Genomic DNA, 24,140 nt, shown 5'->3' on the forward strand with positions numbered 1-24,140 from the left:
GTTCCGGCAAAAAGCTTAAGATGATCAGGTTACATTTTCCTGAAGAAGGGCCCGTGGCGTAGCTAGGAAGCGTGGCGGCCTGCGGAGCCGTAGGTCCCGGGTTCAAGTCCCGGCGGGCCCGCTTCTTCGGGTTAGAAGAAAAATTTAAAAACTCAGGTGATGTGTATGTCTGTCGCTTATGTCACGCGTCTTAGCTCTACCTAAGTGCACGTCGTGCGGCAAGCCGATACCTCCGTTCGAGAAAGCAACCAGTTTTAGGTGTCCTCAGTGCGGGGAAGTTGTTATATGGCGGTGTGAAAGGTGCAGAAGGCAGGGAAACAGCTACGTTTGCCCGAAGTGCGGTTTTCGCGGTCCGTAGGTGATCGGATTGGCTAAGGTGGCTATTTTAGTTAGGATTCTTCCAGAAGATGCTGAAATCAAACCAGAGGATCTTTACCAAAGGATCTCTCAGAAACTTCCTGAAAAGTACCAGATTGCTCAGTACCAGTCTGAGCCTATAGCTTTTGGACTAGAAGCTCTGCGCATGGTCATACTTATGCCAGAGGACGTTGAGGGCGGAACGGAGGAGATAGAAAGTATTTTATCAGGAGTACCCGGAGTGAGCCAAGTAGACGTTTTAAGCGTGAGCCGCATTTCTTAAACAACCTTGTAGTTTTTACTCAGAACCTGTTACTTATACTTCCTCTGCAGCACTTCAATCCACGGGTTATCTTTTATGAAGCTAGGAAGCTCTCCACTAGGTGAAGGATCTTCATCTTCGTGGAAAACTGGCCTATTGATGTTGTTACGTAATGCTGATGTGTACTGAATTAACTCTATTCTCTTCGAAAAATTCTCAAAATTTTGGTTTAAGCGTTCAAGGCTGTCGATCAGCCTTCTCAGTAGGAGACCGTCGGTAACGTTTTCGGATACTGGAAGTCTTTGAACACTTGGAGGAGCTTTTATACGCGTCTCGGAGGCCACGAGAATCTCCTCAAAGGCACTGAGCACAGCTTCCCGAACGCTTTTTTCTAAAGCTTCTGTAATTTCTTCTAGGAGCTCTTTCTTGATCCTATCTACAATATCTTGAGACATTGCTGACTCCGCGACCTGCGTTTCCCGTGTCTGCACGGAAGGTTGCTGTAAAGCGCCTCTTAGGTAGAAGGCGCTTGGGTCGAGACCGTGCTCGCGCGCGAGCTTACGGTATTTGTAGAGAGCTTTATACACCGTTCTCTCCGAGACACCCAGTGCCGAGGCTATATCCTTCGCTGATCCTCCGCGCCGGAGGAAGTACTCCACTATCCTACGCTCAGTATCTGTAAGCTCCGAAAGTACCTTCTCGACATCAACAGTCATACGAACGTATTACTGCTCACTGGGGGCGCTTATAACCCCTACTCTGTTTCACGAAAGTTAGAACACCCGTAGCTTTTCCAAACAGTGTTTACGCTTTGTTTATTTCTATGAAATGAATCTACAGGGATCCTACACCATTAGTGGTAGCATTCACCTTGGCGAGAGTGGGGCCGCCGGGATTTGAACCCGGGACCACCAGCGCCCCAGGCTGGCATCCTTCCAAGCTAGACTACGGCCCCCAAGTCTAGGAGGAACCTATCAACGCCACCTTAAAAAGTTTGCCCGCGCTCTCTGGCTCGAATTTGTCTGACGTGTATCGCAATTCTCTTGCCTGTAGAGGACATGGTTTTTAGGTGTAGGTACGCTGAAAAGCGAGAGGCGTGTACAGCAAGCGTATGCGAGGGTTTTTGCTACGACAATGTTTTTATTAGTTTAGAGAAGGAACAAACAAGGGATGATAGGTCAGAGTTACACTGAAGAGATGATGAGAAGGTATTTGCTTGACTCCGTAGTAGGGAGAATAACCACATGAGCTAGTCTGCGCTGAGAAAGCAAGGGTTAAGTATGCAGATTTAGAGGATCAACGAGACACGTTACTGTGCTTTAAGCAAGAAGATATCGTCTCCCCCGCTCTCGATTATCTTCTCTATTATCATCCCGGTCAAATCTACCTTACTGTCGAAAACTTTCTTAATTGACACGGCGATCTTCCCGCCCGGTTTGATGACCCTAGCTATCTCCATCATAGCGTTAATAGCCTCGTGTAAAACGGTAATACAGGCTACGCCGTCGAATGACCTGTCTCTAAAGGGCAGATTGCCGGCATCGGCTCTCACAGCATCACCTATAACTGTGAGATTTTTTCTCTTGAATACATTGAGCATGCCACGAGATAGATCCAAGCAGATGTAATACTCCGTAGCGCGGAGTAGGGATCCAAGCATTCCAGTTCCACACCCAATATCGAGCAAATTTTTGGCGCCGTCCAGGAACATTCCTGCGATCATATTCTTGCGTAGCTGCTCCGCTCCATAAAGATCCTCGTATCTTTTGGCTATTTTGTCGTAAGGTAGCACAGTTCTCTTTTTTAAGCAGTGAAAGAGGAAGTTAAAAGTGTGGCGCCGCGTAGTGATTAAAGGGTCTACACTTATCGGAGCCACTATAGCGTTCTGGCTGCGTCGTTTCTCGCCTAGAACGAGGATAGTTTTCACAGAGCCTTTTTCTGACGTTTACAGTGTGAGAAGCTTAAAGGAAATATTGAAGGGAAGTGGGGGCGTCATTTATTCCAAGCGGTATCTTTCGCAGGTTCTCTTGGTTGAACACGAACCCGTTTCCAAGGTGGGGGATCGCGATGTGTTAATCAATGCAGTTGAACCATCCTTAAAGGGATCCCCCATAACGTCTGTTCGTGCAATTGAAGAACTTCGTAGGATGCTGATAGGAGAAGCCGTTTTTCCGCCATGCCCCCTCTCACTGCAGCTGGTTCTGTACCTGCGGATGGCCGGCATTAAGGCGTTTATATCCAAAGAGTCATCTGGGTACTCGCGGTTACCTGTCAGCTTGAGTGCTGGCTTGCTGACTGAAAACCCCCCAGATCCACGCTTGAGTGACGTCTGCAGGGAGGGAAGCGTTTTCGTCAAAACAGCTAGAGGAAGCATCTCTTTGCCAGTTGAGCCTTTCCTCGATGAAGCTGTTCACAGTATCTCAGCAATGCTCGCATGGAGTCTGGCGTCGGATACTGAGCTTGCAACCGCTAAAACACTGGCTGTTGAGCTGGGAGACCTTCTCTTCATCGAGAACGATGATAACATTCAGGTCAGGGTTGGAAACTTTCCGCCCGACTCATCCTCTGTTAAAACATCTCTTCATGGTGACTCGTGGTTACGACTACAATTGGACAAAGTAAACAAGAGAATTGTAGGAGTTAGCGGAGCTTTATCAAGAGGCGAGTTGCCTCTAGCCCTTCTTCCGTTGCTAGACACTGGGAATGTTTGCGACCCCAAGAACTTGAGGATCTTAGCAGTAGTTAAAAGCCCTCTTTTCTCTGACAATAAGTTCCTTGATCTGCTTCTCGCTGCTTGGTTTAAGACATGCCGACGTCCTTCAGCTCCTCCCACGAGATCTCTATAGGGGAACCCTTCTTTGCAGACTCTAGCGCTTTTGCAACACACTTTAGAGCAATGTACCCTTCTAGCACGGAAACTCTAGGCTTGCGCCTTCTTTTAACAGAATCCAGAAAATCTAAGAGCTCGAGCTTGAGGGGCTCTTCTTGCTGATAGGAGAGCTCGATGCCGATAGTTTCCTTGTGGAGGGAGGTCTTAAAGTTTTCGAGTTGGAATCCCTCTATGCCGTTATCGATGATGATGCGTCGCAGAATGTAGTTAACTGTTATAACAGAGCTCTCGGTCCTAAGGGAGAAGCTCCGTCGCTTATAGTTGGGAGCCGTCCGCCAGCTCGCAGTTAGTTGCGCAGTCCTTGCACCCGGGTATTCAAACATCGCTTGAACTTCTACCTCGTAGGGAAAGTTCTGGGTGTGAAAGGCTACCGCGTAAACTCTCTGCGGGAGATCTCCGAAAAAGAGGTTAGCTATGTCGACGTCATGTACTAGAAGGTCGTGGCCGACCCCCAAGTTGAGGGTGTAGTTGCCAGCGGGGCCAGGACCTAGCCTTTCAGACGTAAATGACAGAACCCTCAGCCCCCCAGTTCTGACCACGTTTTCTGCAACTCTCACTATGGGGTTGAACCTCTCGATGTGCCCGACCATGAGAATTCTGTTACTTCTAGACGCGGCTTTTAAGAGGTCGTAGCCCTGCTCGGGTGTTTCAGCTAAGGGTTTTTCCACAAATACATCGCACCTCTCTATCAGCGATTTCACTACACTGTAATGATGCACCGTGGGCACCGTCACGATCGCCGCGTCCAGATCCTTCTCGCGGGAAACCAGATCCTCCACGTTGTCGTAATATGTGTCTGCGCCGTATAAGCTAGCTATTTCCTTAGCTCGAGAGGGATCAACGTCGACGACGATAAGCCTGTTCACAGCATCTCCTTGAAGAGAGGAGAGTACCCTAACGTGGTTTCGACCCCACCTCCCTACGCCGATTACAGCTATGTTGAGCGACATTCGATTCAACACTCGTAAGAATGCCTCTCCCTTTATCTTTTGTCCCGGCATGCCACTTTTGTGGAGAGGAAGAAATTCAGCCACCTCAGACAAATGTTTTAAAAGTGCAGCCCATTATATTCTCGCATGGTTAAGTGTGAGCTGTGTGGAGCCGAGATAAGAGAGATAGCCTACCGGATAGTTCTCGATGGTGCAGAGATGATAGTATGCCCACGCTGTGCCCACGGGAAAACCGTATTAGGCACCGTCAGACTAGGGCTTTCCCAACCGAAGCAGGTCTCAAGGCAGAAACAAGTAATGCGAACCACGCGGGAAGACGTTGAAGAGGTGATTGTAGATGGGTACGGCGACATAATAAGGCAGGCACGCGAGAAAATGGGGCTTACACGTGAACTATTGGCGGTCATGGTTGGTGAGAAGGAGTCTACGCTAAGGAGAATCGAGGCGGGCCAGCTTGAACCAACCATAGACCTTGCTCGAAAGCTGGAGAAAGTGTTGAAAGTAAAACTCATCGAAAGATACTCAGTTAGTGAAGGCGCCTATTACTCCGACCGAGATATAGGCGGCTACGACGTTACCCTTGGGGATATAGCTGAGTTCAAAGAGTAGTTATGACTAAAAGGGCTGTTTTAGTCTTCCGCTTTGACCAGAAGGTTAATCCCTCTAGTGTCCGTGAAATGGAAGAGCTCGCCGCCGCAGCAGGGTACGAGGTTGTCGGGTCTCTTATTCAAACGAGGCCAGAGGACCCCAAATATAACATTGGTAGAGGCAAGCTACCGGAGTTGCATGAGAAGGTGAGGAATGGGAAGGTCGATAAAGTGATTTTCTTTAACATGTTGAAGCCGAGCCAAGCCTACAACCTGAGGAAAGAGCTGGGAGTAGACGTTATTGATCGTTACGAGCTAATACTTGAGATATTCGCTAAGAGGGCGGGTAGCAGGGAGGCGAAGCTTCAAATCGAGCTAGCGAGGCTAAAAAGAGAGCTTAGCTTTGCTAGGGAGTACATCAACCTCTCTAAGCGCGGTGAGCTTCATGGCTTTCTTGGAGGTGGTAAGTACGCTGTAGACGCCTACTATACTTACGTTTCTAGCCGCGCGGCATTAATCGAGAAGCTCCTCGAAAAAGTACGGACTCAAAAGAGCGCGAGATGGGTCAGAAGGGGGGAAGCGGGTTTTTACAGCGTCTCTTTGGCCGGTTACACTGGTGCGGGAAAATCGACTTTATTCGCGAGGTTGACGGGAGAGGATGTATACATTGACGGCAGGCCCTTTGCCACACTGTCTACGACTTCAAGGCGGATCAAAGTCTGCGGTTACCCTGTCATACTGACAGACACAATTGGCTTTATAGACAGCCTGCCGGAGCAGTTGCTCGATGCGTTCTACACGACGCTCGGCGAAACGCTCTTTGCCGATGTGGTAGTCCTAGTGGTAGATATCGCTGAAAGCTTAGAGGAGGTAAAGCGAAAGTTCAACGCTAGTATTGAGATTCTGTCCGGTCTCGGAGTGCCGCTTAAGAAAGTGGTAGTCGCAGCTAACAAGACCGATGCAACAAGCCCTGCGGATGCCGAGAAAAAACTGTCCGTGCTCAAGGCGAGCGGTCTACCAGTAGTTCCCGTGTCCGCGAAGCAGGGCATGGGTTTAGAGGAGCTCAAAGGTTTAGTGGCGTCTAAACTACCTGAAAAAGTTCTCGAAACTATCTTCGTCAAACCCGGGGAAACTAAAGTCCTTGAGGAAGCTCTGACGAAATGCAGGGTGATTGAAATTAGCGGGGCCCATGATGGTGGGGTAAAGATCGTGATAGAGGGCAGAGCCAACGTTGTTGAGAGGATTAAAGCAAGGTGTCAGGGATCGTGAGCACGCAAGACTCGAACCTCGAAGTCTACGTGCTGAGAATTGGGCATCGGCCAGTGCGCGATCACCGCGTGACCACCCACGTGGGTCTTGTTGCGCGTGCTTTCGGGGCTCGTGGCTTGTTCTTAGAAGAAAGGGTTGAGAAATCAGTGATAGAGACTCTTGTACGCGTCTGTGAAACGTGGGGCGGTGAGTTCAAAGTTGAGATCGTAAGTGACCCTTTGCGATTTATAAGGGAGTGGAAACGTGCTGGAAAAGTTGTCCACCTCACAATGTATGGCTTGAATATCGCCGAAGGAAATACTATAGATTTACTCAGGCAGTCTAAAGATAAGTTGCTGGTAGTCGTCGGCGGTGAAAAAGTTCCTTGGGAGGTCTACGACCTCGCCGACTTTAACCTAGCTATAGGTAATCAACCGCACAGCGAGGTTGCAGCTTTAGCCGTTTTTCTTGATAGGCTTTTTGACGGTAAGGAGCTGATCAGAGACTTTCCCGGGGCTAAAATTAAAATCATACCTTCTCCAAAAGGTAAGAGAGTAGTCAAGCTAAAAAATAGCTGTAGAAACTCTCTCTAGAGATTTTCTAAAAACATAATTAACATAATATGCGGAGCGACTTCTTAAAAGTGATAAACTGAAGTCGCTATGGATCCAAGCCCTACAAGCGTTACTCGACGCATATTTCAACATTCTCTTTAACTCTCAGGGACTCGCGAAGGCAGGGGCCAGACACGCGGGAGAAACGTGGGAAAAACAAAGAGTACTACTAATGCGTGAAACCGAAGCTGATGCAGTGTAACTTAGAAGGAGTGAGAGTAACATAACAGTTTTCCTTATACGAAAGTAAAGGAGGTCTGCAGAAGCCGGGACAAGGGTACTAATTTATATGGTGAGGAGTAGTACAGAATAGTAGTTTAATGCAGGGGTGGTTTGATGCCCGATGAGGATACGATTGTTTTACTCGCGAGGAAAATCCATGGTGAGAAAGCGGAGAAAATTATGCGTCTCTTATCTGAAAGGGTTGAGATTTCAGACGAGGATATAGCTAAGGAGCTTAATCTCGACCCGGCTGAGGTCAGGAGAATTCTTAATGAATTGTTTGAATCAAGGCTGGTAAAGTATCGTAGGGCTAGAGACGAAGTCATAGGATGGTATAAGTATTTCTGGCGGATAACGGATGAACCCGTTGCTAGAATTCTAGAGGACAGAAAACGCCTAGCACTGGCCCTTCTAGAAAAAGCCCTGAGTTACGAAAGAAGTGATGATTTTTTTGTATGCCCACGCTGCGGTAAGAGATTCTCTTCTAGCGAGGCCGACAACAACGGCTATGTATGCGACGCTTGCGGGGAAGTGTTGGAGCCTTTTGACAACTCTAAAATTATTCTTAAGCTCGAAAACGCTATCAAAAAACTAAGTGACTTCACTCCTTAATTTGGTGGATACCTGCTCCTCCCTTTCTGTTCCTACTGGTTTTCTTATCTCCCCGTTATCTTTGGTCGGTCTCGGGCTCACGCTACGGGGGCTAAGCATCGGCCATTGCGAGCCTGCCCCTCGAGGGGCTTCCGGGAGAGGAGCAGCCGGCGGCCGCCGGCTGCGGCCAACCGCGGGCCGGGGCCTCCAGTCGCCTTGCCACGCTCTCCCAGACCTTGTCGCCTACCTCAACTGCGGGCTGAAGTAGCGGGGCGGGGATCAAACCTTCACACATGCTGTGCCGGCTAAAAGCCTGAACCGATGTCGCTCGAACACCCTCCCGCACCCCCTCACTAACCTGCTGGAAGCGAGGGAAGACACGAGTAGAACAAGAGAGGAAACAAAGGAAAAACTAAAAAGTAGCATTGCTTCGCAAACAGCAGATAACGTCTCCTGTCCTCAAACCTCCTCCGGCCTTAGCAACTGTATTAATAAAATCAACCAGGCTTAAGCGAACAATGCAAGACACATGTGCAGTATAAAGTGGCCCCAGCACCGCCCTTTCCCGGGGCACGCGGACCCCAGTACTCAGGACGGCGCACCCCCCTTAGCTTCCGGGTTCGGAATGAGACCGGGCGTTGCAGGGGTGCTATGGCCGGGGCCAGTATGACACGTATTTACAGGGGTATAAAAAAATTGCGTTGAAGCACTAAGACAGGAGGGCCTTCGCAAGTTTTATACTAAAGATCGGGTGCTTTAGGAGCTTTGCAGCGACACTCGTAATGTTTTCTCCGTTAGCTAGGTTCACGACGTCTTCTGGGGAAAGGATGTCCGCGAGCTGGTTAAGCTCGTCATCGCTCAGCTTCTCGATTACGTTCAACGCCTTTAGGCTGTCTCTTATTCTCTTACCCCAGTATTCATTGTACTTATCAACATACCTGCGTAGCATTTTAGAAGATAAATCGCCACTCTCTAAAGCCTCAGCGGAAACTTCAGCCGCTATTTTACCACCGGCTATCGATGTGTGTATACCCCCTCCGGTTAGCGGTATTACTTGACCTGCTGCCTCGCCGATCAGCACAACATGATCTTGCACTATTTGACTCAGCATTCCCCCGATTGTTACAGCTGCCCCTCTAAACTCGATGATCTTAGAGCGGCTGAACATCTCTGGGTGAACTTTGATGAACTTGTCTAGGTAGCTCTTCGGGGCAGCGCCTTGGACTCCTATTCCGACATTTGCGAGAGTTCCGTCCTTTGGAAAAATCCAGACGTACCCCTTAGGCGCTATGCTATTACCCAGGTAAAAGTATGTGAGTTCAGGGTCCGGTACCTTAACATCCGTCATAACGTACTGTATCGCTGGTATGACTTTTCTCTCGCCGGCTTTCTCTAAGTTGAACGTTTTTGCCACGAATGAAAGGTACCCGTCAGCTCCGACGAGAAGAGGGGCTTCAAGACTCAGTGTTCTAGTGTTTACTCTAACCTTTCCATCCTTCAGAGTAACTTCTCTCGCGGGTTCTCGCATGAAGATATCCGCGCCCTTCGATGCTGCATACTCGGCCATTACCCTAAGGAAATTTCTCTTGTCTATAACATAACCCATTTCTCCCTTCTCTGTTATGAGCACTTCTTTGCCGTTTGGGGCTACAACTGCTGCCCCCTTTATGGGCCTTGAGACAAAGCGGGGGGCATCGCTCTTTGAAACTTCTGCTGTTTGGAGCACACGAGCACTAATACCCTCTCCGCAAGGCTTAACGGCAAGGGTCTCGTTTTTTTCGATGACAGCGACTCTGAAGCCTTTCTCGGCCAGCTTCCTGGAGAACATCAGTCCCGCGGGGCCAGCACCTACGACTATAGCGTCGTAACTCATTTTTATCAGGGGTATAAGTTATATACCAGGTATAAAAATTGTACCATTGAAGATTACGAATGAGGAGAGGGACCATCGAGCAGGAAGTGGAAGAGAAAGTTCGCCACGTACTAAACGGCGTCTCTGAAACTCTTGAAAAATTCGTGGAAGAGGGAAAATTGTCTTTGGTTGAAGTCAAGATGATAATAAGCTCTCTAGAACCTAGCTTCCGAATTCTCTCAAAAAAATGGGCTCTAACTTTGCTCTATGCTCTTCTATTGGCAGGGCCCTCATCCTTCAATCAACTACGTACGGCTACAGGGATTAGCAAAAGAAGCCTTGCTTTGCGCCTCAAGGAGTTGGAAGTTCACGGTTTGATCGCACGGGAGGTCAAACCTGGACCTCCAACAACAATTCTCTACAGGTTAACTGAAGCAGGTCGTGACACCGCGCTTCTCATGGTGCCCCTCATCTACTACCTTTCCAGGCAGACACATCTTAACCTTCAATCTTAACTGGCTGCTTCCCGCGTCCCTTTTACTGGTCGGAGACCCATTCTTGCTGGGTAGTTATGGTCCCCCTCAACCTATCTCCAATCCTGAGGAGTAAGGGAAAAGTGCTGGTCAAACACGTAAGATACGGGGAAACTAAAGATATTGTCACATCAGCTTAACCCCCTAGGCCTGCGGATTTCTAAGCTAGAGCCGCTTGTCTTAACTTCAAGAAAACCTTGCGCGGCCGGGGGTCGCCTTGCCGGTAGAACAGGGCTGCCCCTCGGGTAGAGAAAAGAACATGGTCGCGTTCGTCTGCTGTGAGGGAAAACAGCGACTCGACATCCCGTACGTAGCTTTCGGGGCCAGCGAGGATGATCACGAATCCGGCAAGTTGGAAAACCCGGGGGTCGAACTCCCTGGGGAGTTGACTGATTGCTATGACGCCATAACCCCACTTTCTCACTTCTTTAAACAGCGAAAGTAGGTAGGGGGAGTGGACGTGCGCCTCTTCTAAGACTACAACCATCTCGAGCCTCTGCCTTGCGCCCCTCGCCCTCATGTAGCCATGTAGCAACAGTAGCAGGACTTGCGTCGCAAACGCCACAAGCTCCCGGGACGCCATCAAAGGTAGAGTGAAGTAGACGTCCTGCTCTGCCAGCTCGGTTATTCTGTAATCATTTCCGTGGAGCCGCGATATATCATCAAACAACCTTTCAAGGTCAGGGTCTCCGTTAGCCAGTTTCTTAAAGGGCTCGAGGCTCTGTTCTCTTAAGCACTCGGCAATAATCTCGCGGATAACGTTTCTAGCCCCCCTCAAACCGTATATCAGCTCGACATATCTACCCAACTCCCCTGCGTATTCTAGCAGATCCCAGCCGGTAGCCGTAAGAAGATCTATCCTGTCACTCGTAATTATCAGGCGTCTGGTGAACAATCTCGCGTACGCCTCTTCGCCATGTGGATCTATAACCCAGGTCTTCACTCCACTTTCCCGTGCTTCAAGTATTAAGTGCCTTGCTAGCGTAGACTTGCCGCTGCCGCTAGTTCCCAAGATTACTCCATGCATGTTAGGCAGTTTTTCAGGGTTGAGAAAGATGTCCCTGCCTCTCTCGTCGATGCCTAGGTGAAAACCAGTGCTCTCTTCTCTCGGGGCTAGGACCGATAGCGGGGATATAACGGGAATTATGTCTCCTGCGAGGAGGAGCACTTTTTTCTCCATGAGTGAGCGTATGATCCTGTCCATCATCGCTATACGCTATTCCAGTACTTTTAACGTGAATACGTCATGGGAAAAGTGGAGACCCATCCGGTCATATACTTCGCGCACGTGAGGAGTTGCTAACAGGATGGCCGATGCCAGGTAAACGGGCTCCCGTCTTTCCCACCTTCTCCTGCTCGCAAGGAAGTACTTCTGGCTCTGGTGGATTGTGCTCAGCTTATCCAGGGCCGTTCCAAACTCGTAGCTCCGGTATGCCTTTGCGTCTATCTTGCTTGAATGCTCCCACGAAGCCGGCTCAAGCCTGAAGGCAAGGTACTCTATCGATTGTGCAAGTCTGTAGTTGATCCGCGCCCTGGAGAACACCTCGCGGAGGCTTGGGTAAGTGTATGTTACTGTGGACTCTCGTAAGCTGTAAACTTGGGTCTCGCGGCTCAGGCTTACGGAGTAAATATCACCTTTGATTAGGGGTATAATCATTACCTGAAGCACTAGGAGGACGAGGAATGGAGGGAAATAAGGCGTGAGGATTGCGGTCAGAATAAGCACTCCCAGAAGCCTTATAGGACTACTTCTAACCTGTTTCAACCAGGCTGGCCTGAGGATTTCCCTAACCTCGTCTGCCCTCAGCCTCCTGAGGGTACATCCGGTAAGCTCTGTTCCCAGCCCAATGGTCTCTTTAGCCTCTAGTAGATTGTTTGCGAGATCGCAAAGCCTAGTCACGCATCTCTTCGCCAGCAGGAACACTCTCCCCCTTTGCACTACGAAGAAGTACTGTCCACCTGAGGTGAATGCTGCGTTGAAAAGCGTCATAGAGCGTGCCCAGAACTCTCTTTCGTCGAGGTCGTAGCAACCATGACGGCAGTCCAGCACCTCGAAGCCTATGTATCCGCAATACAGGTTACTCATCCTACCGTAGCACGCGTTCTCGAGGCACTCGAGGCTCTGTAACGGGCATCCTCTCAGCGTAAAGCTCACGAATAGCTTGTAGATCTCTTTAGCTGACACGGTGAACGAGAGCGAGATTAAAAGGTAGGCTAGTGGAAGCGAGTAGGTTGTCAGCGAAAGACCTGAGAGGAACAGAAGAAGGGAGACTATACTTCTGTTCAATGCCCCGCCCCTCCTCGAGTACTATTGGCTTTCTCCCAGCCTTCGAGAGTCCTTTTCACTAGCTCGCCTGAAATCCAGGTACAGTTCGCGAGCCCATTTTACATTTTCTCCGCTACCTAGCCGTTTAAGCGCCTGGAGTCGATAGTTCAGCAGAAGCGCTTTTCTCGAGAAGATGGGCTCTTCGTAGATCTTGTACCTCTTGAGGAGCGAGAGGTACAACTCATGATCAAATGCTGTCGCGTAGATAACCCCAGTGTCGACCCCACTAAGGGTTTCTGCATTTTCTATGAGCTTGATTAGTTTTGAAACCTCCTCTTGGTTTCTCGGGGAGGATCTCAGGTCGTTTAAAGCCAGTTGCTTGTAGGTCGTTAGGATCCGCGTGTAGAGATCCCTATCTAGCGTCATTATATAATTGTCAGCAGCTTCGAAGTTCAGTTGCCTATAGGAGAATCTCCTGTAGCCGCGAAACGCGTGGTACATTATATGTAACTTCAGGGGTAGCTGGGGGAGTTTTTCCTTCACTGCTAGCCTTACAGGCCCCTCAAGAGCTCTCAGGCTTTTTTGGGAACGAAGGTGCATGTTCAGGAGTTTTCTGACCCTGCTGCTCTTTCTACGCGCCCCCCGTTCGCTTACCGTCACCTCGAATAACTCCCTTTCGGTTCTCTTAGAGAATGTGGAAGCGCGTTTTTTCTTGAATAAATTCTCCACCTCGTTTACTCGGGTTGGTTCGTCCAGATGATTTTCAATCCAACGCTCCTCATCCTCCCTCCTCTCTCTGTCTAGGACTTTCTTGGCCCAGCTGAGTAACGGTGGCTTTATGAGGCTGCGGGGATGTGGTAGGAGAGCTTTAGCCCAATCGCTCAAGTAAAATGCGCTTACTCCAGCGAAGCTTAAAAGTGCCGAGGCAGTGATCAATAAAGTCATCACAATCCCAAATAGCTGTGCGATGGGGTTTAGAACTTCGATGACATTCTCGGTTATCCACGCCGTAAAGCGGGTGACAGGATCCCATGAGCTAATATAAGTCGGGGCTGTTGTCGCGTTCCACTGGGCGATACCCCATATTGTCAAGTTCAGATTAACCGTCGTGTTGCCCTCTATGGAGTCGCAGTGAGCAATGCTAATGTGGAGCGCGTACTCGCTGAAACCCGGGATGGGCGTCTCGGTCAGATTGAGTGGTACTTCCCCGTTTACGGAGATTCCTCTGGCAACACGTTGTAGCCACTTCCTGTAAGCTTCACTGGCTTGTTGGAGCCAGCCGGGATCTATGAGCTTGCCTGGAGGCTTCTCGTCGCTCACCGTGATGTTAGGCTTGCACCCTCCAAGATTCGGGCTGTACTGCACGCGGTACGGCCCCCCTCGTACGAGAACCGTTACACCGCGCTTTAGTTCGTGAAGTGAAAATGAGTAGGTGACATACTCCTCTCCCTTATTCGACCGCACAATAGAGTCTCCCACATAGGCCAACACGTGGCCTGAGTGTCCGTTACCCTCTTCGATAGGCTCTACCGGTAACCATACCTGGACATCAGTGGTATAGCCTTCTTTAACTTGAAAGACGGCTGGCCAGACGTAGCAGTTGCAGCTCGAGTACTCGCGCGGGGAGTAGCAGCACGCATGGAGCGTAAAGTTGGTCCAGTAGTGAACCAACCAGAGGGCAGTGTAGTTTCCAATCGGGAGCAACACCGCCGAGCCCTCGCGGATCCGGGTCACGTACACGTGGCCCCAATCATCTCGGAGAGCTACCAACACATCTGGCTTGAAAAAAGGAGTAGCGGAAACGTCCTCTACGTGAAACTTCACAACCCCAATGTTGCTCTCAACGGGGATCCCAACACTTAGAGGCTGAAGGCTCAAAGTGTACGTTTGAACGGCGGTGGGTATCAAAACGGCGAGGATGAATGCGACAAACCACACGGGTAAAGTGAGCCTTCGCACCCTCGGTACAAGCAATGTAGGTGTCAGCGAAACAAGCAGGCCTTGAAAGCTCGGGGAGAAGTTTAAAACGGTTAGCAAGCCTCGAAGCAATGCGAAGGCGAGTCCAGTAGAGGTGGCTAGCAGTTCCAGGGGTCCCAGAGCAGCGTGCATAGATGTTTGATAACCCGCGACGACCGTCGGAGCCGTCGAGCTCCCTGCCTCCGCGAAAACAATGCCTAGTACAACATCCAAAACAGCCACTGCTTTCGAAAGATCCAGAAGCCGGTCAAGGAATGCGCTTAGCGAGGCTATACTCCTATCGATAGTGCTCTTAGCAGAATCGAAAAGCCCTGGCCCGGCCATAGAGAGGAGTGGCTCTAATGCCACCACTATAGACACCGCCAGTAGCACTTCAGCCAGTTCTCTGGAGAGCCAACTCACCGCCTCGCTCCTCCGCCCCGTGAACCATTTACCCAGGAAAACGAGCAGCACTACCAAAGGGCCGACCGACCACGCGATCATACTCTCACAAAGTTGACGTAGATCCCCTCGAAGATTCCGGCGAAACCCACTCCAGCCGCCGTTGCTAGCGATAGAGCTACCGCGCTTAGGGTCATTGCCTCACCTAAAGCTACGGCGGTCTCACCTGCAATGCTCGCTACGTTGACCCAGTCTGCCGGAGAAAAAGGCGAGGGTCTATGGACCCTGCCTATAGCTTTCGCCGTCACAGAGTTGCTGTACAACAAGCCTAAACTCGTTGCGAGATAGATTGCCAGAAAACTACTGCCCCACCTTCGAAACTTAGGGACTGGTAGCAGAGCAGAACCAACCAGGGCGAGATATTGTGAGGCTGCAGCTACAACCCTCGAGGCGAAGCTTAAGTGCAGGAAAAATACCGCAGCTATAGATAGCTCGGTTACAGACCAGCCCGTTGCTGCACCAAGTACGCTAGCGAATGGCGATGTAAGAGGCGCGGACGCCAGAACCGCCCGCTCGCTCTGGACGTAAAGGATCGTTTCGACGGCTAGTCTGCTGGCATTAGCAAATGTCAAACTGCTCTCGTTGAGTCTCTCACTGACGAAGCCCGCGGAGTTGAGGCTTATAGGTATTCCGATCGAGCCAGCTATGCTGTCAGCGGCTGAGAAGATCACCTGAAGGATAACGGTGTAGAGCAATACATTCACGGCTGCCTCGAAATCGTAGACAGCTTCACCGCGTCTACCTAATGTCCACTTGAGCGTTCCGAGTGCGAGGTACAGTAGTGCCCCACTCGCGGCGACGAGATCAACAACCAGCATCTACACTCCCTTCGATAGCGTGCCTACAATTATGGTCCAGCCACGCCTCAGCAGACTATCCATGATCTGAGCAATGCTGGAGATCTCCGGGATGCCCAGCGAGTTAAGCACGTAGACGACGAAGAAAGTTATCGGTATGATCGCGAGTGTTTCAGCGGCGCGTATAAATTTAGACACGGCGAGGCTTCTCCCAAAGCTCCCTCCGGTTACCCACGAAAGGGCGGCGTCCAAAATAAGTATAATAAAGCCGAGAACGCCGATACCGAAGGTTATCGCGGACAGGAGGGCTAGGATATCAACGAATGGCTGAAAGATCTTCAATACGATCTCCTCAGGCTGCAGAAGCGAAGGTGCGTTTAGCGCAAGGGGGACAATGGCGGCGATCTTCTCGTCGACGTTGCGCCACTCCACCACTTCTTTCCTTCTTGCTCTTCTAAGCGATGCTTCGAACCTAACCTGGAGAATTTTCAGCTTAATTTTATCCTTAAAGTTCATCGTTGAAACTTAGCCGCAAGTTTATATTGAAAAGTGAGAGAAGGAACCGCGTTTATTCGTCTTATTAATGCGTGCATGTAAACAAGCAGGGATACTATGGTTATCGTGGCGTTTGCCTCCGGTAACAAAGGGGGGACTGGGAAAACAGTAACCGCCAGCCTCTTAAGCTATCACCTTGCGAAGAGCGGTAGACAAGTACTCCTCATTGATTTAGGCGAATACGGCAGTAGCACCCAGCTAACCCTGGAGAGGGACCCCGGCCCACCGTACCTCAACGACTATTTCCTGGGAAACGCCTCCTGGGGCGATGTTATCGTGACAAGTCCATTTAGCGACAACCTGCATGTCGCCCCAAGCCGTGGCGAGATAGGTCCCGTGGACGCCGAAACGCTTGAGTACTTGCTAGACCGCGTGAGCAGCCACGTTTCGCACGTGTTTATAGATCTGCCCGCTTACCCCGGTTCGCTATATGACCCCATAGTTGGCTTAGCCGAAATAATTGTCCCGGTATTTAATCCTGATTCTCTGTCCTTCCAGGCGGTTAAAGAGTGGTTAAAGCGGAGAGCTTTTCGCAGCAGAAAGCTTGTGTTACCGCTTCTCAATAAGTACTTTACGATGATGGGTGAGTGGAAAGAGAAAGCAGAGGATGAATTCGGATCGGTGTTCACGCTTCCGTTCGACTCTGCTCTCCTGTTTTCGCTTACAAGCACTATTGAAGACGCTTACTCCCTATCAAATCGCCGTGTTAAAGATGAGCTGAGGCTCCTAGCTTACCGCATTGAGAAGCCGTTGCTGAAGGTGACAGGCTGATGTCGTTAAGGAGACCTTTCGCGAATGGGTCGAGGGTTGCTGAACGCGCTGAGAAACAGTCTTTACCAATTCCGTCACCGCCTATGAGGATGGAGACAACCTTAGGAGTCGTGGAGGATAAGGATATGCTTGAGCGTGGGTTAAGGACTCTTGAGGAGCTTCTAAGGAGTCTGGGATTTGAGGGAGCCTTAGCTGAGAAGGTTCGCCAAAGGATGGTGGAGATTGATAGGGATATTAGCAGAATAGAGGCTGAAATCGCGAAACTTGAGGGTGAGAGAAATCGCCTGTTAAAGGAGAAGGAGAGAATAGCTTCGGTTATCAGAGCATTTTCTGGTGTTGCTTGATGAACCTTCTGAGAACCTTTCGAACATCCAAGACAGGAAAGCAGAGTAGCCAGGAAATTGTGAGCGTTGAGGATCTTATACCTAGTGGTTCTAAATTACTGGTTAAAAACCCGAGCGGTTTCGTTGTCAGTTACGATGGGCGCGTAGATGTAATTCCCTTGAGGGAGCACGACATATGGGGCAGGCTATCACCAATCTTTCTATCCCAGGAGGCCGAAGAGGTGTGGCTTTTCGAGGGAAAAACAATCGTCACAATAAAGAACGTTGGGAGGGTGAGCATTGTTGGAGCACCCACAAGGGAGGAGCTAGAAAACATCATTGTAAAGATAATTGCCGCAACGGGAGTAAAAGTTGACATGAGGCGCCCTAGAGGCGTCGTGGACGTCGACGACTGGAGAGTCTCCCTTCAGCTTTCCTCGGGCGGTCAGTTGCAACTGGTTGCAACTCGCTTCGCGAGAGTGCCGGCGATCACAGAAATCCTGCCTCCGCTTGCAGCTGCCAGGCTTCTTCTTTTGCTGATGAGACCATCGGTCGTACTTATTCTCGGACCACCTGGCTCAGGAAAGTCCACGCTGCTCAACTCGCTAGTGAGGGAGGTGGCACTTAGGTACCCGTTTCTTCATATCGCAGTTGTCGAGAAGTACAGGGAGCTAGTGTTTAGGGACGGATGGTTCACGTGGGTAATTAACGATAACTTGGCAGAAGGAGTAAGGTTTGCAATGAGGTACTACCGACCCGACGTTCTAGTGGTTGGAGAAATAATGGCAGAGGACGTGTGGAGCATAGTCGAGCCAGGACGCGCAGGCCTTCCGACAATAACAACTTTTCACAGCCCGTCTATAAGGAAAGCTGTAAAAGTGCTTTCAGATGCTCTCAGAGCTCACCTTGGGTACGGCGACGAGAACAGCGCGCTCCAATACATCGACGTTTTTGTTCAAACGCGCAAGAAAGTCACTCCCAGCGGTGTGGAGAGGCAGGTTGAAGGCATCTACGTGAGCGACGGGCAACGACTCTTCCCAGTATACGCCGACGGAGACTTTGCCGCAGAAGAAGATTTCCTGAAGGCAGTGCCAGATCAACTGTACGTGGGTGCCGCGAACCAAGCCTTAGCTGAGGTCTATAGTAGTTTTGGCTTGAGTCTCAAGCGGTAAAAACTTTGAAAGCGGAGGAGCTCTTCGAAAAAGCGGGCCTACAGCCGAGGTCTGGGCAACTTGAAGTCGCGCAACTGATAGCCGAGCTTGAAGGTGACGTGCTACTGGTGGCTCCGACGGGCTGGGGCAAGACTCTGGCTGTCCTCGCGGGGCTGAAGGCCTCGCATCGGCTGCCGGTGCTGTGGCTGACGAGGGCGCTGGAGGTCGGGAGGAGGGTTGTTGCCGACGCCTCGAGGCTGGGCTTGAGGGCCTTCGTGGCGGCGGGGAGGGAAAAACTGTGCCCCTACGCCAGGAGCGTCGAGGACACGGCGGAGTTCTGCAGGGCCTTCAGGGCGCAGTGCCCCCACTTCCTCTCGCTGGTCAGGGAGGGGGTGGGGGACTTGTGGGCGGAGAGCTGGGAGGAACTACCTAAACTGCTACCGGGAGTATGTCACTACTACGCCCAGGACGCCGTGATCAGCAGGGCGGACGTCGTTGTACAGAACTACTACCGCAGGGTGAGCGGCTACTACAGCGCTGCTGTCGTGGACGAGGCCCACAACTTGCTGGCGCCGAGGGTTTTGAAGTACGATCTCGCCAAGCTGGAGCTAGCACTGGACGAGCTGAAAACTAGGGAGCCGAGCCTGGTGCCAGTTGTAGAGGAGGCTTTTTCAAAACAGGGTGCTGCTGAGGAGGCACTTGAGAGTGTACTCCAGCTTTACAGAGAGATGCTTGGTAAGGTGCATACTGCTTTAGTGCCGCTTGTAAGGCTGCTAAAGGCGGTAGTGAGGGGCGGGGTAGTCTACCGAGAAGCAGGAGCAATTGAGGTTTACATGCCTCCGTGGAAGCCCAACATTAACCCCCGCATATACCTTAGTGGTACGGTGCCGGAGCCCCTCGAAAAGCTCTTCGGGGCGCAGGTTGTCAGGGTGCCTCAGCAGCCCAGGAGGGCTCTGGTCGTCACGGACCTGACGAGCAAGTACGGCTCGGAGACCATTTGGGGCTACGTTAAGTTGCTCGCGGCGCTGAGGCGGCGCTACTCGAGGGTTCTGGCGTTCGCCACCGAGAGGGTTGCGAGGCAGGTGATCGCTGGGGTGGATTTCTACGAGGAGCGCCTCCCGGCGGAGTGGAGGGGTGTGGCGCTCTACACTGTCTACGGGCGCTTCAGCGAGGGGGTGGACCTGTCAGCGGACGCCGTAGCCCTCCTGGGGGCACCCTTCCTACCGCCGGAGGTGGAGGCGAGGTACGAGCGCTACTACAACCGCTTGGGCATCAGCGGCGACGCTGCGAGGTGGGTGCCCATGGTGACCACAACCCTGCAGTGCGTCGGGAGGGCCACCCGGAAGCCCGAGGACAGCCCACTTATAGTCCTGGCGGACTACAGGTTCAGGCGCTTCGACTTCAGCCCGACACTGGTGCTCGAGGAAGTGGACTTGAGAAGTTTAGAGAAAGTTCTAGTATCGCGTTAAAGCGCAAAAGACTCTCTGAAGAGTTTCGTCGTAGAGGCCAGTGGTAAAGCTCTGTCTCGCGAGACAATGACGGTGTCTTCGAATTGGCTTACGAAGCCAAGCCCCTGCTCAACCAGCATTGGATAGTGATACACGCGCCTCAGCTTCACCAGCTCTTCGAGTTGCTCCTTGCTTACTATCCTATTCACAACCCAGCGCTCAGAGAAAGGTAGCCCCCTAAATTCCCTCCATAGTGTTTCCAGCACCTCGTTCAGTTCGCCTTCGCGGGGGATTTTCTTCACCGAGACAACTCGGTAAATGTTACTCCAACCCTTTTCCACGACAAAACCAGCCCCATCAGTTGCAAAAGGCTCTATGGCGAAAACTTCACCCTCAAGCATTTTAGCGGCAAAGTACTCGAAGCCTGGCACGTTCGGCACACTCTTGCCCGCATGAAGCTCGAAACGCTCTACTTTATGCCCGGTTAGATTTCTGATGGGTCGTAATCCATAAGAGGATATCTTCCTCGTAATGGCAGCTCCTACCTCGTTCACGCTTACACCAGCTTTAATGATGGCTAAAGCCTCTTCGAGTGCCTCCAGGCTGGCCTTTACGATATTGTTAAACCTACTGCTTAATGGAATAGTAATCGCCGTATCGGCGATATAACCCTCGACGTGCACGCCGAGATCCACCTTAACAAGAGCTCCTCGAGGAACCGCGCTCGTATCCTCGATACTTGGCGAGTAGTGAGCGGCGACTTCGTTAATAGCGATGTTAACCGGGAAGGCCGGCTTACCTCCTCTAGAAATTATGAACCCCTCAAGTCGCTCGGCTATCTCTATTAAGGGCACACCTTCATCAACTATATCTATAGCGAGTTTAAGAGCCGAGGAGGCTATCTGGCCTGCGCGAGCGTACTTCTCCTCCATACTGCGTGTTCAAGAGCCTTAAAGCCTTTAGCATAAATTCGTAACTATCAGACCCCTGCTATCGCGCGATCTTACCTCGCACATCAAGTAGTAATTCTCTGGGAAACAGCGCCGCCTCACTTCTACCGTAACTCATCTAAGAGAGACACCTCTACCCCAAACTCCGACCGTCCTTAAACCGACCTCCTGTGCCTAGCTATCATTAATGCTTTAATAGACTCGGCATGGGCCTCTAGCCTTGTGACGAGCGAAAACTAGAGTGCAAGAAATGGCTCTTTGAATCTATGGAAGCCGAAGCGTTAGTGGGGCTGGGTACCCTTAAAGGACAAGTGGCCTGCAAAGCTTGCGAAGCGACCAGAGGAGCACGGAACAATGGTAAGTATTTAAACCGTACCAGTTGGTTTACACCGAGTAAACCGTGGAGGTGTTAGGTAAGGATCTTGAAAAGATCAATAAATTGTTAACCGAGCTTGATGAGAAAAGAGAAGAAATTCTGACACTGACACGTGAGCTAACGAGAAAAGCGAGAGAAGCCATTTTCAGCCTACACAGAGGCGATCGGGAAAGAGGCATTCAAAGCCTTGAAGAGGCTCGCCGTCTCCTTAGGAGGATCCTCTCTTTCCGCGAGGGCTTTCCCAACATCTACTACGCCGGGTATGTGATATCGGCTCAAGCTGAATACGTTGAGGCGGAAATGCTCTACTCAATCTTAAGCGGGACTGCACCACCGTCGTTTGAGGATCTGGGCGTTGAGCCCCAAGCCTACCTTCAAGGTTTGGGCGACCTTATAGGCGAGCTGAGGAGAAGCGCTTTGGACGAGCTAAGGCGGGATAACTTTACCAGAGCGTGGGAGCTAGTAGACCTCATGGAAAGAATATTCTACGAGTTAAGCAAGTTCTCTCTTCCCGAGGCGTTGACACCTGGGTTAAGGCACAAAGTGGACGTTGCGAGAGCGCTCATCGACAGCACTAGAAAAGACATCCTGGTGTCGGAGAAATCCATTAAGCTGTCAAGGAAAATAGATCATCTCCTCTCTGGTGGAGCGGGTGATTGAACGATTCTCTATCGAGAAAGCAAGGATAGCCCAAAAGAAGATAGCTGAAAAAGTGAAAGAAGTAGACGAGATAGATTTCCCTTTAAAGTACGCTGCGGGGGTCGACGTAGCCTATGTTGATGATAAAGCCGTTGCATCAGCTGTAGTTGTGGACTACCCCGGGTTGAGAGTTATTGAAAGCAAAACCGTGGTTGTTGACGTACAGTTCCCCTATATACCCACTTTACTCGCCTTTAGAGAGGTTTGGCCGGCTTATAAGGCCGTGAAATCTCTGAGCACACCTTATCAAGTGCTGTTTGTTGACGGAAACGGGAGACTGCACCCGTTTAAAGCCGGATTTGCATGTCATCTTGGGGTAATTCTCGATAAACCCACCATTGGAGTTGCCAAAAAACTGCTAGTGGGTGAGGTTTTTCAAAAGCGGGAGAACTTAGGGGTAGTTGTTTATAGAGGCGAGGTTTTGGCCTATGCCATAAAGCTTGGAGAGCGGAGTAGAGCTATCTACGTGAGTGTAGGGCATAAAGTAACTCTTGAAACTGCCCTAAAACTGACTATAAGCTTTACCAAAAAGAACTCCTCGATTCCAGAACCATTAATTCAAGCTCACAGAATAGCGACCAGGTCTAGGTTGGAGTTTTTACGTTCGCGTAATAGCTCCTAAGTCTGTCCCTGTAGAGCGTCGACGAGTAACCCTCGATACGCTCTTTGAGCACTACCACCTTTGTGTCCACTCCTAGGGAGTCAATCGCTTTCTCGACAGCCTGAACGAGCCTTTCTTGGTCACTTCCGAGCACAATGTAGTCAGGGTTCACTCTCTTAATAGCGTTCTCGAAGTTCGGCGGGTAGTCACCGAGGAACGCTTCCTCCACGATCTTCAGGCTGTTTAGGATTTCGACCCGATCGCCTTCGCTGAAGATAGGCAGGTGACCCTTGGTTTCCAATACGGTTTGATCTCTAGCAACGACGACGTACACTCTGCCGTACTCGCCGGCTTTCCGCAGAAAGAATATGTGTCCTGGATGCAGTATGTCAAACACACCGCCAACCAGGACTTTTTTCGCAGAGCCAGCAGCGGGACCGCTCCTCCACTGAAATTCTGCAAGGCCTAAGAATCTTAAGGCATCGAGGAGCCCCTCGGCGTAGCTCGAACACGCGATTGATGTAATGCAATCACCTCGATTAAGGTAAAATTGCGCGTCCTTCAAGTATAGCTTGACCTGCTCTATTACTGTTTGAAGCCTCGACGCAACATTGGAATGATTTAGTTGCCTCAGGGCCTCCTCTACGTTCTCTATGTACTTTGAAGCCTTCTCTTTACAGACTCGCTCCAACCGGTAAGCACCTCGCGTTTAACTCCAAGCCTGTAATGCAAGAAATCTATTTCTGTATCGTGTAGGACGCCCGGAATGATTAAAGAGTGAGGCGGTGGGGATTTTTCTAGCTTTGTCGCCTCCTCTAGGCTACCGATAAAGATTTCCTCATCTGGTGACAGTGCCCTGGAAACTCCTATCACTAGCATGTTGGGCTCGACTACTCTCTCGCGGAACCTCTCCTCGAGCCCCAGGAGCACAGAAGCGGCATCAGGTATGCTCATGAACACACCATCCTCAGTCCTCATTTCCAAGAGGAGCAATGTGTGCAAACCCCGAGAGAGATTGTCACCCAGAACCTTGTATGTTGTGTATGGAAAGTACCCAACCCCCTCGTCTGGAAAGACGAGAGTGGCTATTCTGCCAAACTTGTAGACGTGCAGGCCTGTAGAGCAGAGGATAGCGTCGAAAACAGAAGGTGCAGGGTATATTTCTACGGGGACTCCGAGCCTGTAAGCCTCGGAGACTATGTATGCATGCGTTGTGGCGAAGAAGGGGTTTCCGTAGGTCAGAATAGCAACCTTATTAGTCCGCGCCAGTTCGAGTATTTCGCGGAGCCTGCCATTCTCTAAGTCGCTGCGAGTCAGGCCCTCCACTTTCTTCCCAATAACATCTTCCAGAACTCTTTTCGAGAAGCCAGGCGTGATGCTCGTGTACTCCTCTAGGAACACCAGCTCAGCTGTCTTTAATGCTTCAACGAGTCCAAGCGAGACGTCCCGAAGACCCCAGATACCTACTCCTCCGACTATCAGCATACTAACGATGCATTTATAGTGTACCAGCAGCGCCTTTTTAGATTTCCCGAGTTTCTTCCCGCGATCAACTCGCGACCCCCGCTTACTACGGACTGGAAGAGGTTGTGGGAGGATGTCTACTAACGCCCTACAGCTTTTAGCCTTTAGTCGACACATTACATGAGAATTTTTGTACCCCAGCATCCACTTAAGCA

27 protein-coding genes, 2 tRNA genes and 1 rRNA gene are annotated in these 24,140 nt (G+C 50.7%); 15 read left to right on the forward strand and 15 right to left on the reverse strand.

Translation table 11 applies throughout. The annotated features are described in order from the left end of the window. The first annotated feature begins 47 nt into the window (after positions 1-47). The 3 genes from MOV14_RS06270 (at position 48) to MOV14_RS06280 (ending at position 640) form a co-directional block, all read left to right on the forward strand. Positions 48-121, forward strand: a tRNA-Arg gene (locus MOV14_RS06270). A 57-nt stretch (positions 122-178) separates the two neighbouring features. Next, positions 179-358: a zinc finger domain-containing protein gene (locus tag MOV14_RS06275; RefSeq protein ID WP_318536482.1), complete on the forward strand. Its 180-nt coding sequence runs from the start codon at positions 179-181 to the stop codon at positions 356-358. Between the two features lie 9 nt (positions 359-367). Next, a complete protein-coding gene (locus tag MOV14_RS06280) occupies positions 368-640 on the forward strand; it encodes an elongation factor 1-beta (RefSeq protein ID WP_442786680.1) in 273 nt (90 codons plus the stop codon). A gap of 29 nt (positions 641-669) precedes the next feature. Here the strand turns inward: MOV14_RS06280 and MOV14_RS06285 are convergent, their stop codons facing one another. The 3 genes from MOV14_RS06285 to MOV14_RS06295 form a co-directional block, all read right to left on the reverse strand. Next, entirely contained in the window at positions 670-1,335 is a 666-nt protein-coding gene (locus MOV14_RS06285) for a helix-turn-helix domain-containing protein (protein WP_318536483.1), read from the reverse strand. Between the two features lie 165 nt (positions 1,336-1,500). Then, a tRNA-Pro gene (locus MOV14_RS06290) sits at positions 1,501-1,574 on the reverse strand. Positions 1,575-1,928: 354 nt separating this feature from the next. Beyond that, complete coding sequence (locus tag MOV14_RS06295) at positions 1,929-2,411, reverse strand: class I SAM-dependent methyltransferase (protein ID WP_318536484.1); 483 nt, start codon at positions 2,409-2,411, stop codon at positions 1,929-1,931. A 52-nt stretch (positions 2,412-2,463) separates the two neighbouring features. Here MOV14_RS06295 and MOV14_RS06300 point away from each other — a divergent pair, with 52 nt between their 5' ends. Further along, entirely contained in the window at positions 2,464-3,465 is a 1,002-nt protein-coding gene (locus MOV14_RS06300) for a hypothetical protein (protein WP_318536485.1), read from the forward strand. Here the strand turns inward: MOV14_RS06300 and MOV14_RS06305 are convergent. After that, the gene (locus MOV14_RS06305) at positions 3,419-4,543 is read right to left on the reverse strand and encodes a Gfo/Idh/MocA family protein (RefSeq protein ID WP_318538142.1); all 1,125 of its coding nucleotides are present in this window, start codon (positions 4,541-4,543) and stop codon (positions 3,419-3,421) included. The two genes, MOV14_RS06300 and MOV14_RS06305, sit on opposite strands and share 47 nt — an antisense overlap. 42 nt (positions 4,544-4,585) lie before the next feature. Between MOV14_RS06305 and MOV14_RS06310 the strand changes: the two genes are divergently transcribed. The 4 genes from MOV14_RS06310 to MOV14_RS06325 all read left to right on the forward strand — a co-directional run bounded on the left by MOV14_RS06310 (position 4,586) and on the right by MOV14_RS06325 (position 7,742). Continuing rightward, positions 4,586-5,068: a multiprotein bridging factor aMBF1 gene (locus MOV14_RS06310; RefSeq protein ID WP_318536486.1), complete on the forward strand. Its 483-nt coding sequence runs from the start codon at positions 4,586-4,588 to the stop codon at positions 5,066-5,068. Positions 5,069-5,070: 2 nt separating this feature from the next. Then, entirely contained in the window at positions 5,071-6,315 is a 1,245-nt protein-coding gene (gene hflX / locus MOV14_RS06315; RefSeq protein WP_318536487.1) for a GTPase HflX, read from the forward strand. Continuing rightward, complete coding sequence (locus MOV14_RS06320; protein ID WP_318536488.1) at positions 6,312-6,887, forward strand: tRNA (cytidine(56)-2'-O)-methyltransferase; 576 nt, start codon at positions 6,312-6,314, stop codon at positions 6,885-6,887. The genes hflX and MOV14_RS06320 overlap by 4 nt, the downstream gene beginning before the upstream one ends. 357 nt (positions 6,888-7,244) lie before the next feature. Continuing rightward, positions 7,245-7,742: a TFIIB-type zinc ribbon-containing protein gene (locus MOV14_RS06325; RefSeq protein WP_318536489.1), complete on the forward strand. Its 498-nt coding sequence runs from the start codon at positions 7,245-7,247 to the stop codon at positions 7,740-7,742. A 91-nt stretch (positions 7,743-7,833) separates the two neighbouring features. Here MOV14_RS06325 and MOV14_RS06330 read toward each other — a convergent pair whose 3' ends face one another. The 3 genes from MOV14_RS06330 to MOV14_RS06340 all read right to left on the reverse strand — a co-directional run bounded on the left by MOV14_RS06330 (position 7,834) and on the right by MOV14_RS06340 (position 9,594). Continuing rightward, positions 7,834-8,004, reverse strand: coding sequence for a hypothetical protein (locus MOV14_RS06330; protein ID WP_318536490.1), 171 nt, complete (start codon positions 8,002-8,004; stop codon positions 7,834-7,836). Between the two features lie 261 nt (positions 8,005-8,265). Next, positions 8,266-8,384: ribosomal RNA gene (gene rrf / locus MOV14_RS06335) — 5S ribosomal RNA — on the reverse strand. Between the two features lie 46 nt (positions 8,385-8,430). Continuing rightward, positions 8,431-9,594, reverse strand: a complete 1,164-nt coding sequence (locus tag MOV14_RS06340) for an NAD(P)/FAD-dependent oxidoreductase (RefSeq protein ID WP_318536491.1) — start codon at positions 9,592-9,594, stop codon at positions 8,431-8,433. 59 nt (positions 9,595-9,653) lie between these two features. Between MOV14_RS06340 and MOV14_RS06345 the strand changes: the two genes are divergently transcribed. Next, positions 9,654-10,088 (forward strand): winged helix-turn-helix transcriptional regulator, encoded by a 435-nt coding sequence (locus MOV14_RS06345; protein WP_318536492.1) that lies wholly within the window; start codon positions 9,654-9,656, stop codon positions 10,086-10,088. A 178-nt stretch (positions 10,089-10,266) separates the two neighbouring features. Here MOV14_RS06345 and MOV14_RS06350 read toward each other — a convergent pair whose 3' ends face one another. The 5 genes from MOV14_RS06350 to MOV14_RS06370 are packed head-to-tail and all read right to left on the reverse strand — an operon-like array spanning position 10,267 to position 16,103. Further along, on the reverse strand, positions 10,267-11,313 hold the full coding sequence (locus MOV14_RS06350; RefSeq protein ID WP_318536493.1) for an ATP-binding protein: 1,047 nt from the start codon (positions 11,311-11,313) through the stop codon (positions 10,267-10,269). Positions 11,314-11,322: 9 nt separating this feature from the next. Beyond that, positions 11,323-12,393 carry a hypothetical protein gene (locus MOV14_RS06355; RefSeq protein WP_318536494.1) on the reverse strand — a complete coding sequence of 357 codons (1,071 nt, stop codon included), beginning with the start codon at positions 12,391-12,393 and terminating at the stop codon, positions 11,323-11,325. A gap of 21 nt (positions 12,394-12,414) precedes the next feature. Next, positions 12,415-14,808, reverse strand: a complete 2,394-nt coding sequence (locus MOV14_RS06360) for a hypothetical protein (RefSeq protein WP_318536495.1) — start codon at positions 14,806-14,808, stop codon at positions 12,415-12,417. Positions 14,809-14,828: 20 nt separating this feature from the next. Then, entirely contained in the window at positions 14,829-15,608 is a 780-nt protein-coding gene (locus tag MOV14_RS06365; protein ID WP_318536496.1) for a hypothetical protein, read from the reverse strand. Then, positions 15,609-16,103 (reverse strand): hypothetical protein, encoded by a 495-nt coding sequence (locus MOV14_RS06370; RefSeq protein ID WP_318536497.1) that lies wholly within the window; start codon positions 16,101-16,103, stop codon positions 15,609-15,611. It abuts the gene before it with no gap. A gap of 96 nt (positions 16,104-16,199) precedes the next feature. On the opposite strand from MOV14_RS06370, the gene MOV14_RS06375 reads away from it, so the two are divergent. The 4 genes from MOV14_RS06375 to MOV14_RS06390 are packed head-to-tail and all read left to right on the forward strand — an operon-like array spanning position 16,200 to position 19,856. Continuing rightward, complete coding sequence (locus MOV14_RS06375) at positions 16,200-16,913, forward strand: ParA family protein (RefSeq protein WP_318536498.1); 714 nt, start codon at positions 16,200-16,202, stop codon at positions 16,911-16,913. Further along, on the forward strand, positions 16,913-17,257 hold the full coding sequence (locus MOV14_RS06380) for a hypothetical protein (protein WP_318536499.1): 345 nt from the start codon (positions 16,913-16,915) through the stop codon (positions 17,255-17,257). Before MOV14_RS06375 ends, MOV14_RS06380 begins: the two co-directional genes overlap by 1 nt. After that, positions 17,257-18,408 carry an ATPase, T2SS/T4P/T4SS family gene (locus tag MOV14_RS06385; RefSeq protein WP_318536500.1) on the forward strand — a complete coding sequence of 384 codons (1,152 nt, stop codon included), beginning with the start codon at positions 17,257-17,259 and terminating at the stop codon, positions 18,406-18,408. Before MOV14_RS06380 ends, MOV14_RS06385 begins: the two co-directional genes overlap by 1 nt. Before the next feature lie 5 nt (positions 18,409-18,413). Beyond that, positions 18,414-19,856 carry a helicase C-terminal domain-containing protein gene (locus tag MOV14_RS06390; RefSeq protein ID WP_318536501.1) on the forward strand — a complete coding sequence of 481 codons (1,443 nt, stop codon included), beginning with the start codon at positions 18,414-18,416 and terminating at the stop codon, positions 19,854-19,856. On the opposite strand, the gene map is transcribed toward MOV14_RS06390, so the two are convergent. Further along, positions 19,853-20,767, reverse strand: a complete 915-nt coding sequence (gene map, locus MOV14_RS06395; RefSeq protein ID WP_318536502.1) for a type II methionyl aminopeptidase — start codon at positions 20,765-20,767, stop codon at positions 19,853-19,855. The two genes, MOV14_RS06390 and map, sit on opposite strands and share 4 nt — an antisense overlap. Positions 20,768-21,185: 418 nt before the next feature. Between map and MOV14_RS06400 the strand changes: the two genes are divergently transcribed. Further along, positions 21,186-21,821, forward strand: a complete 636-nt coding sequence (locus tag MOV14_RS06400; RefSeq protein ID WP_318536503.1) for a hypothetical protein — start codon at positions 21,186-21,188, stop codon at positions 21,819-21,821. Beyond that, positions 21,814-22,482 (forward strand): endonuclease V, encoded by a 669-nt coding sequence (locus MOV14_RS06405; protein ID WP_318536504.1) that lies wholly within the window; start codon positions 21,814-21,816, stop codon positions 22,480-22,482. The genes MOV14_RS06400 and MOV14_RS06405 overlap by 8 nt, the downstream gene beginning before the upstream one ends. Here MOV14_RS06405 and MOV14_RS06410 read toward each other — a convergent pair. Both MOV14_RS06410 and dph5 read right to left on the reverse strand, forming a co-directional pair. Continuing rightward, positions 22,445-23,152 carry a DUF357 domain-containing protein gene (locus tag MOV14_RS06410; RefSeq protein ID WP_318536505.1) on the reverse strand — a complete coding sequence of 236 codons (708 nt, stop codon included), beginning with the start codon at positions 23,150-23,152 and terminating at the stop codon, positions 22,445-22,447. The two genes, MOV14_RS06405 and MOV14_RS06410, sit on opposite strands and share 38 nt — an antisense overlap. Then, entirely contained in the window at positions 23,113-23,946 is an 834-nt protein-coding gene (gene dph5, locus MOV14_RS06415; RefSeq protein WP_318536506.1) for a diphthine synthase, read from the reverse strand. The genes MOV14_RS06410 and dph5 overlap by 40 nt, the downstream gene beginning before the upstream one ends. Positions 23,947-24,140 lie beyond the last annotated feature (194 nt).

It is taken from the genome of Infirmifilum sp. NZ (genome assembly GCF_022693705.1).
Taxonomy (GTDB): domain Archaea; phylum Thermoproteota; class Thermoprotei; order Thermofilales; family Thermofilaceae; genus Thermofilum.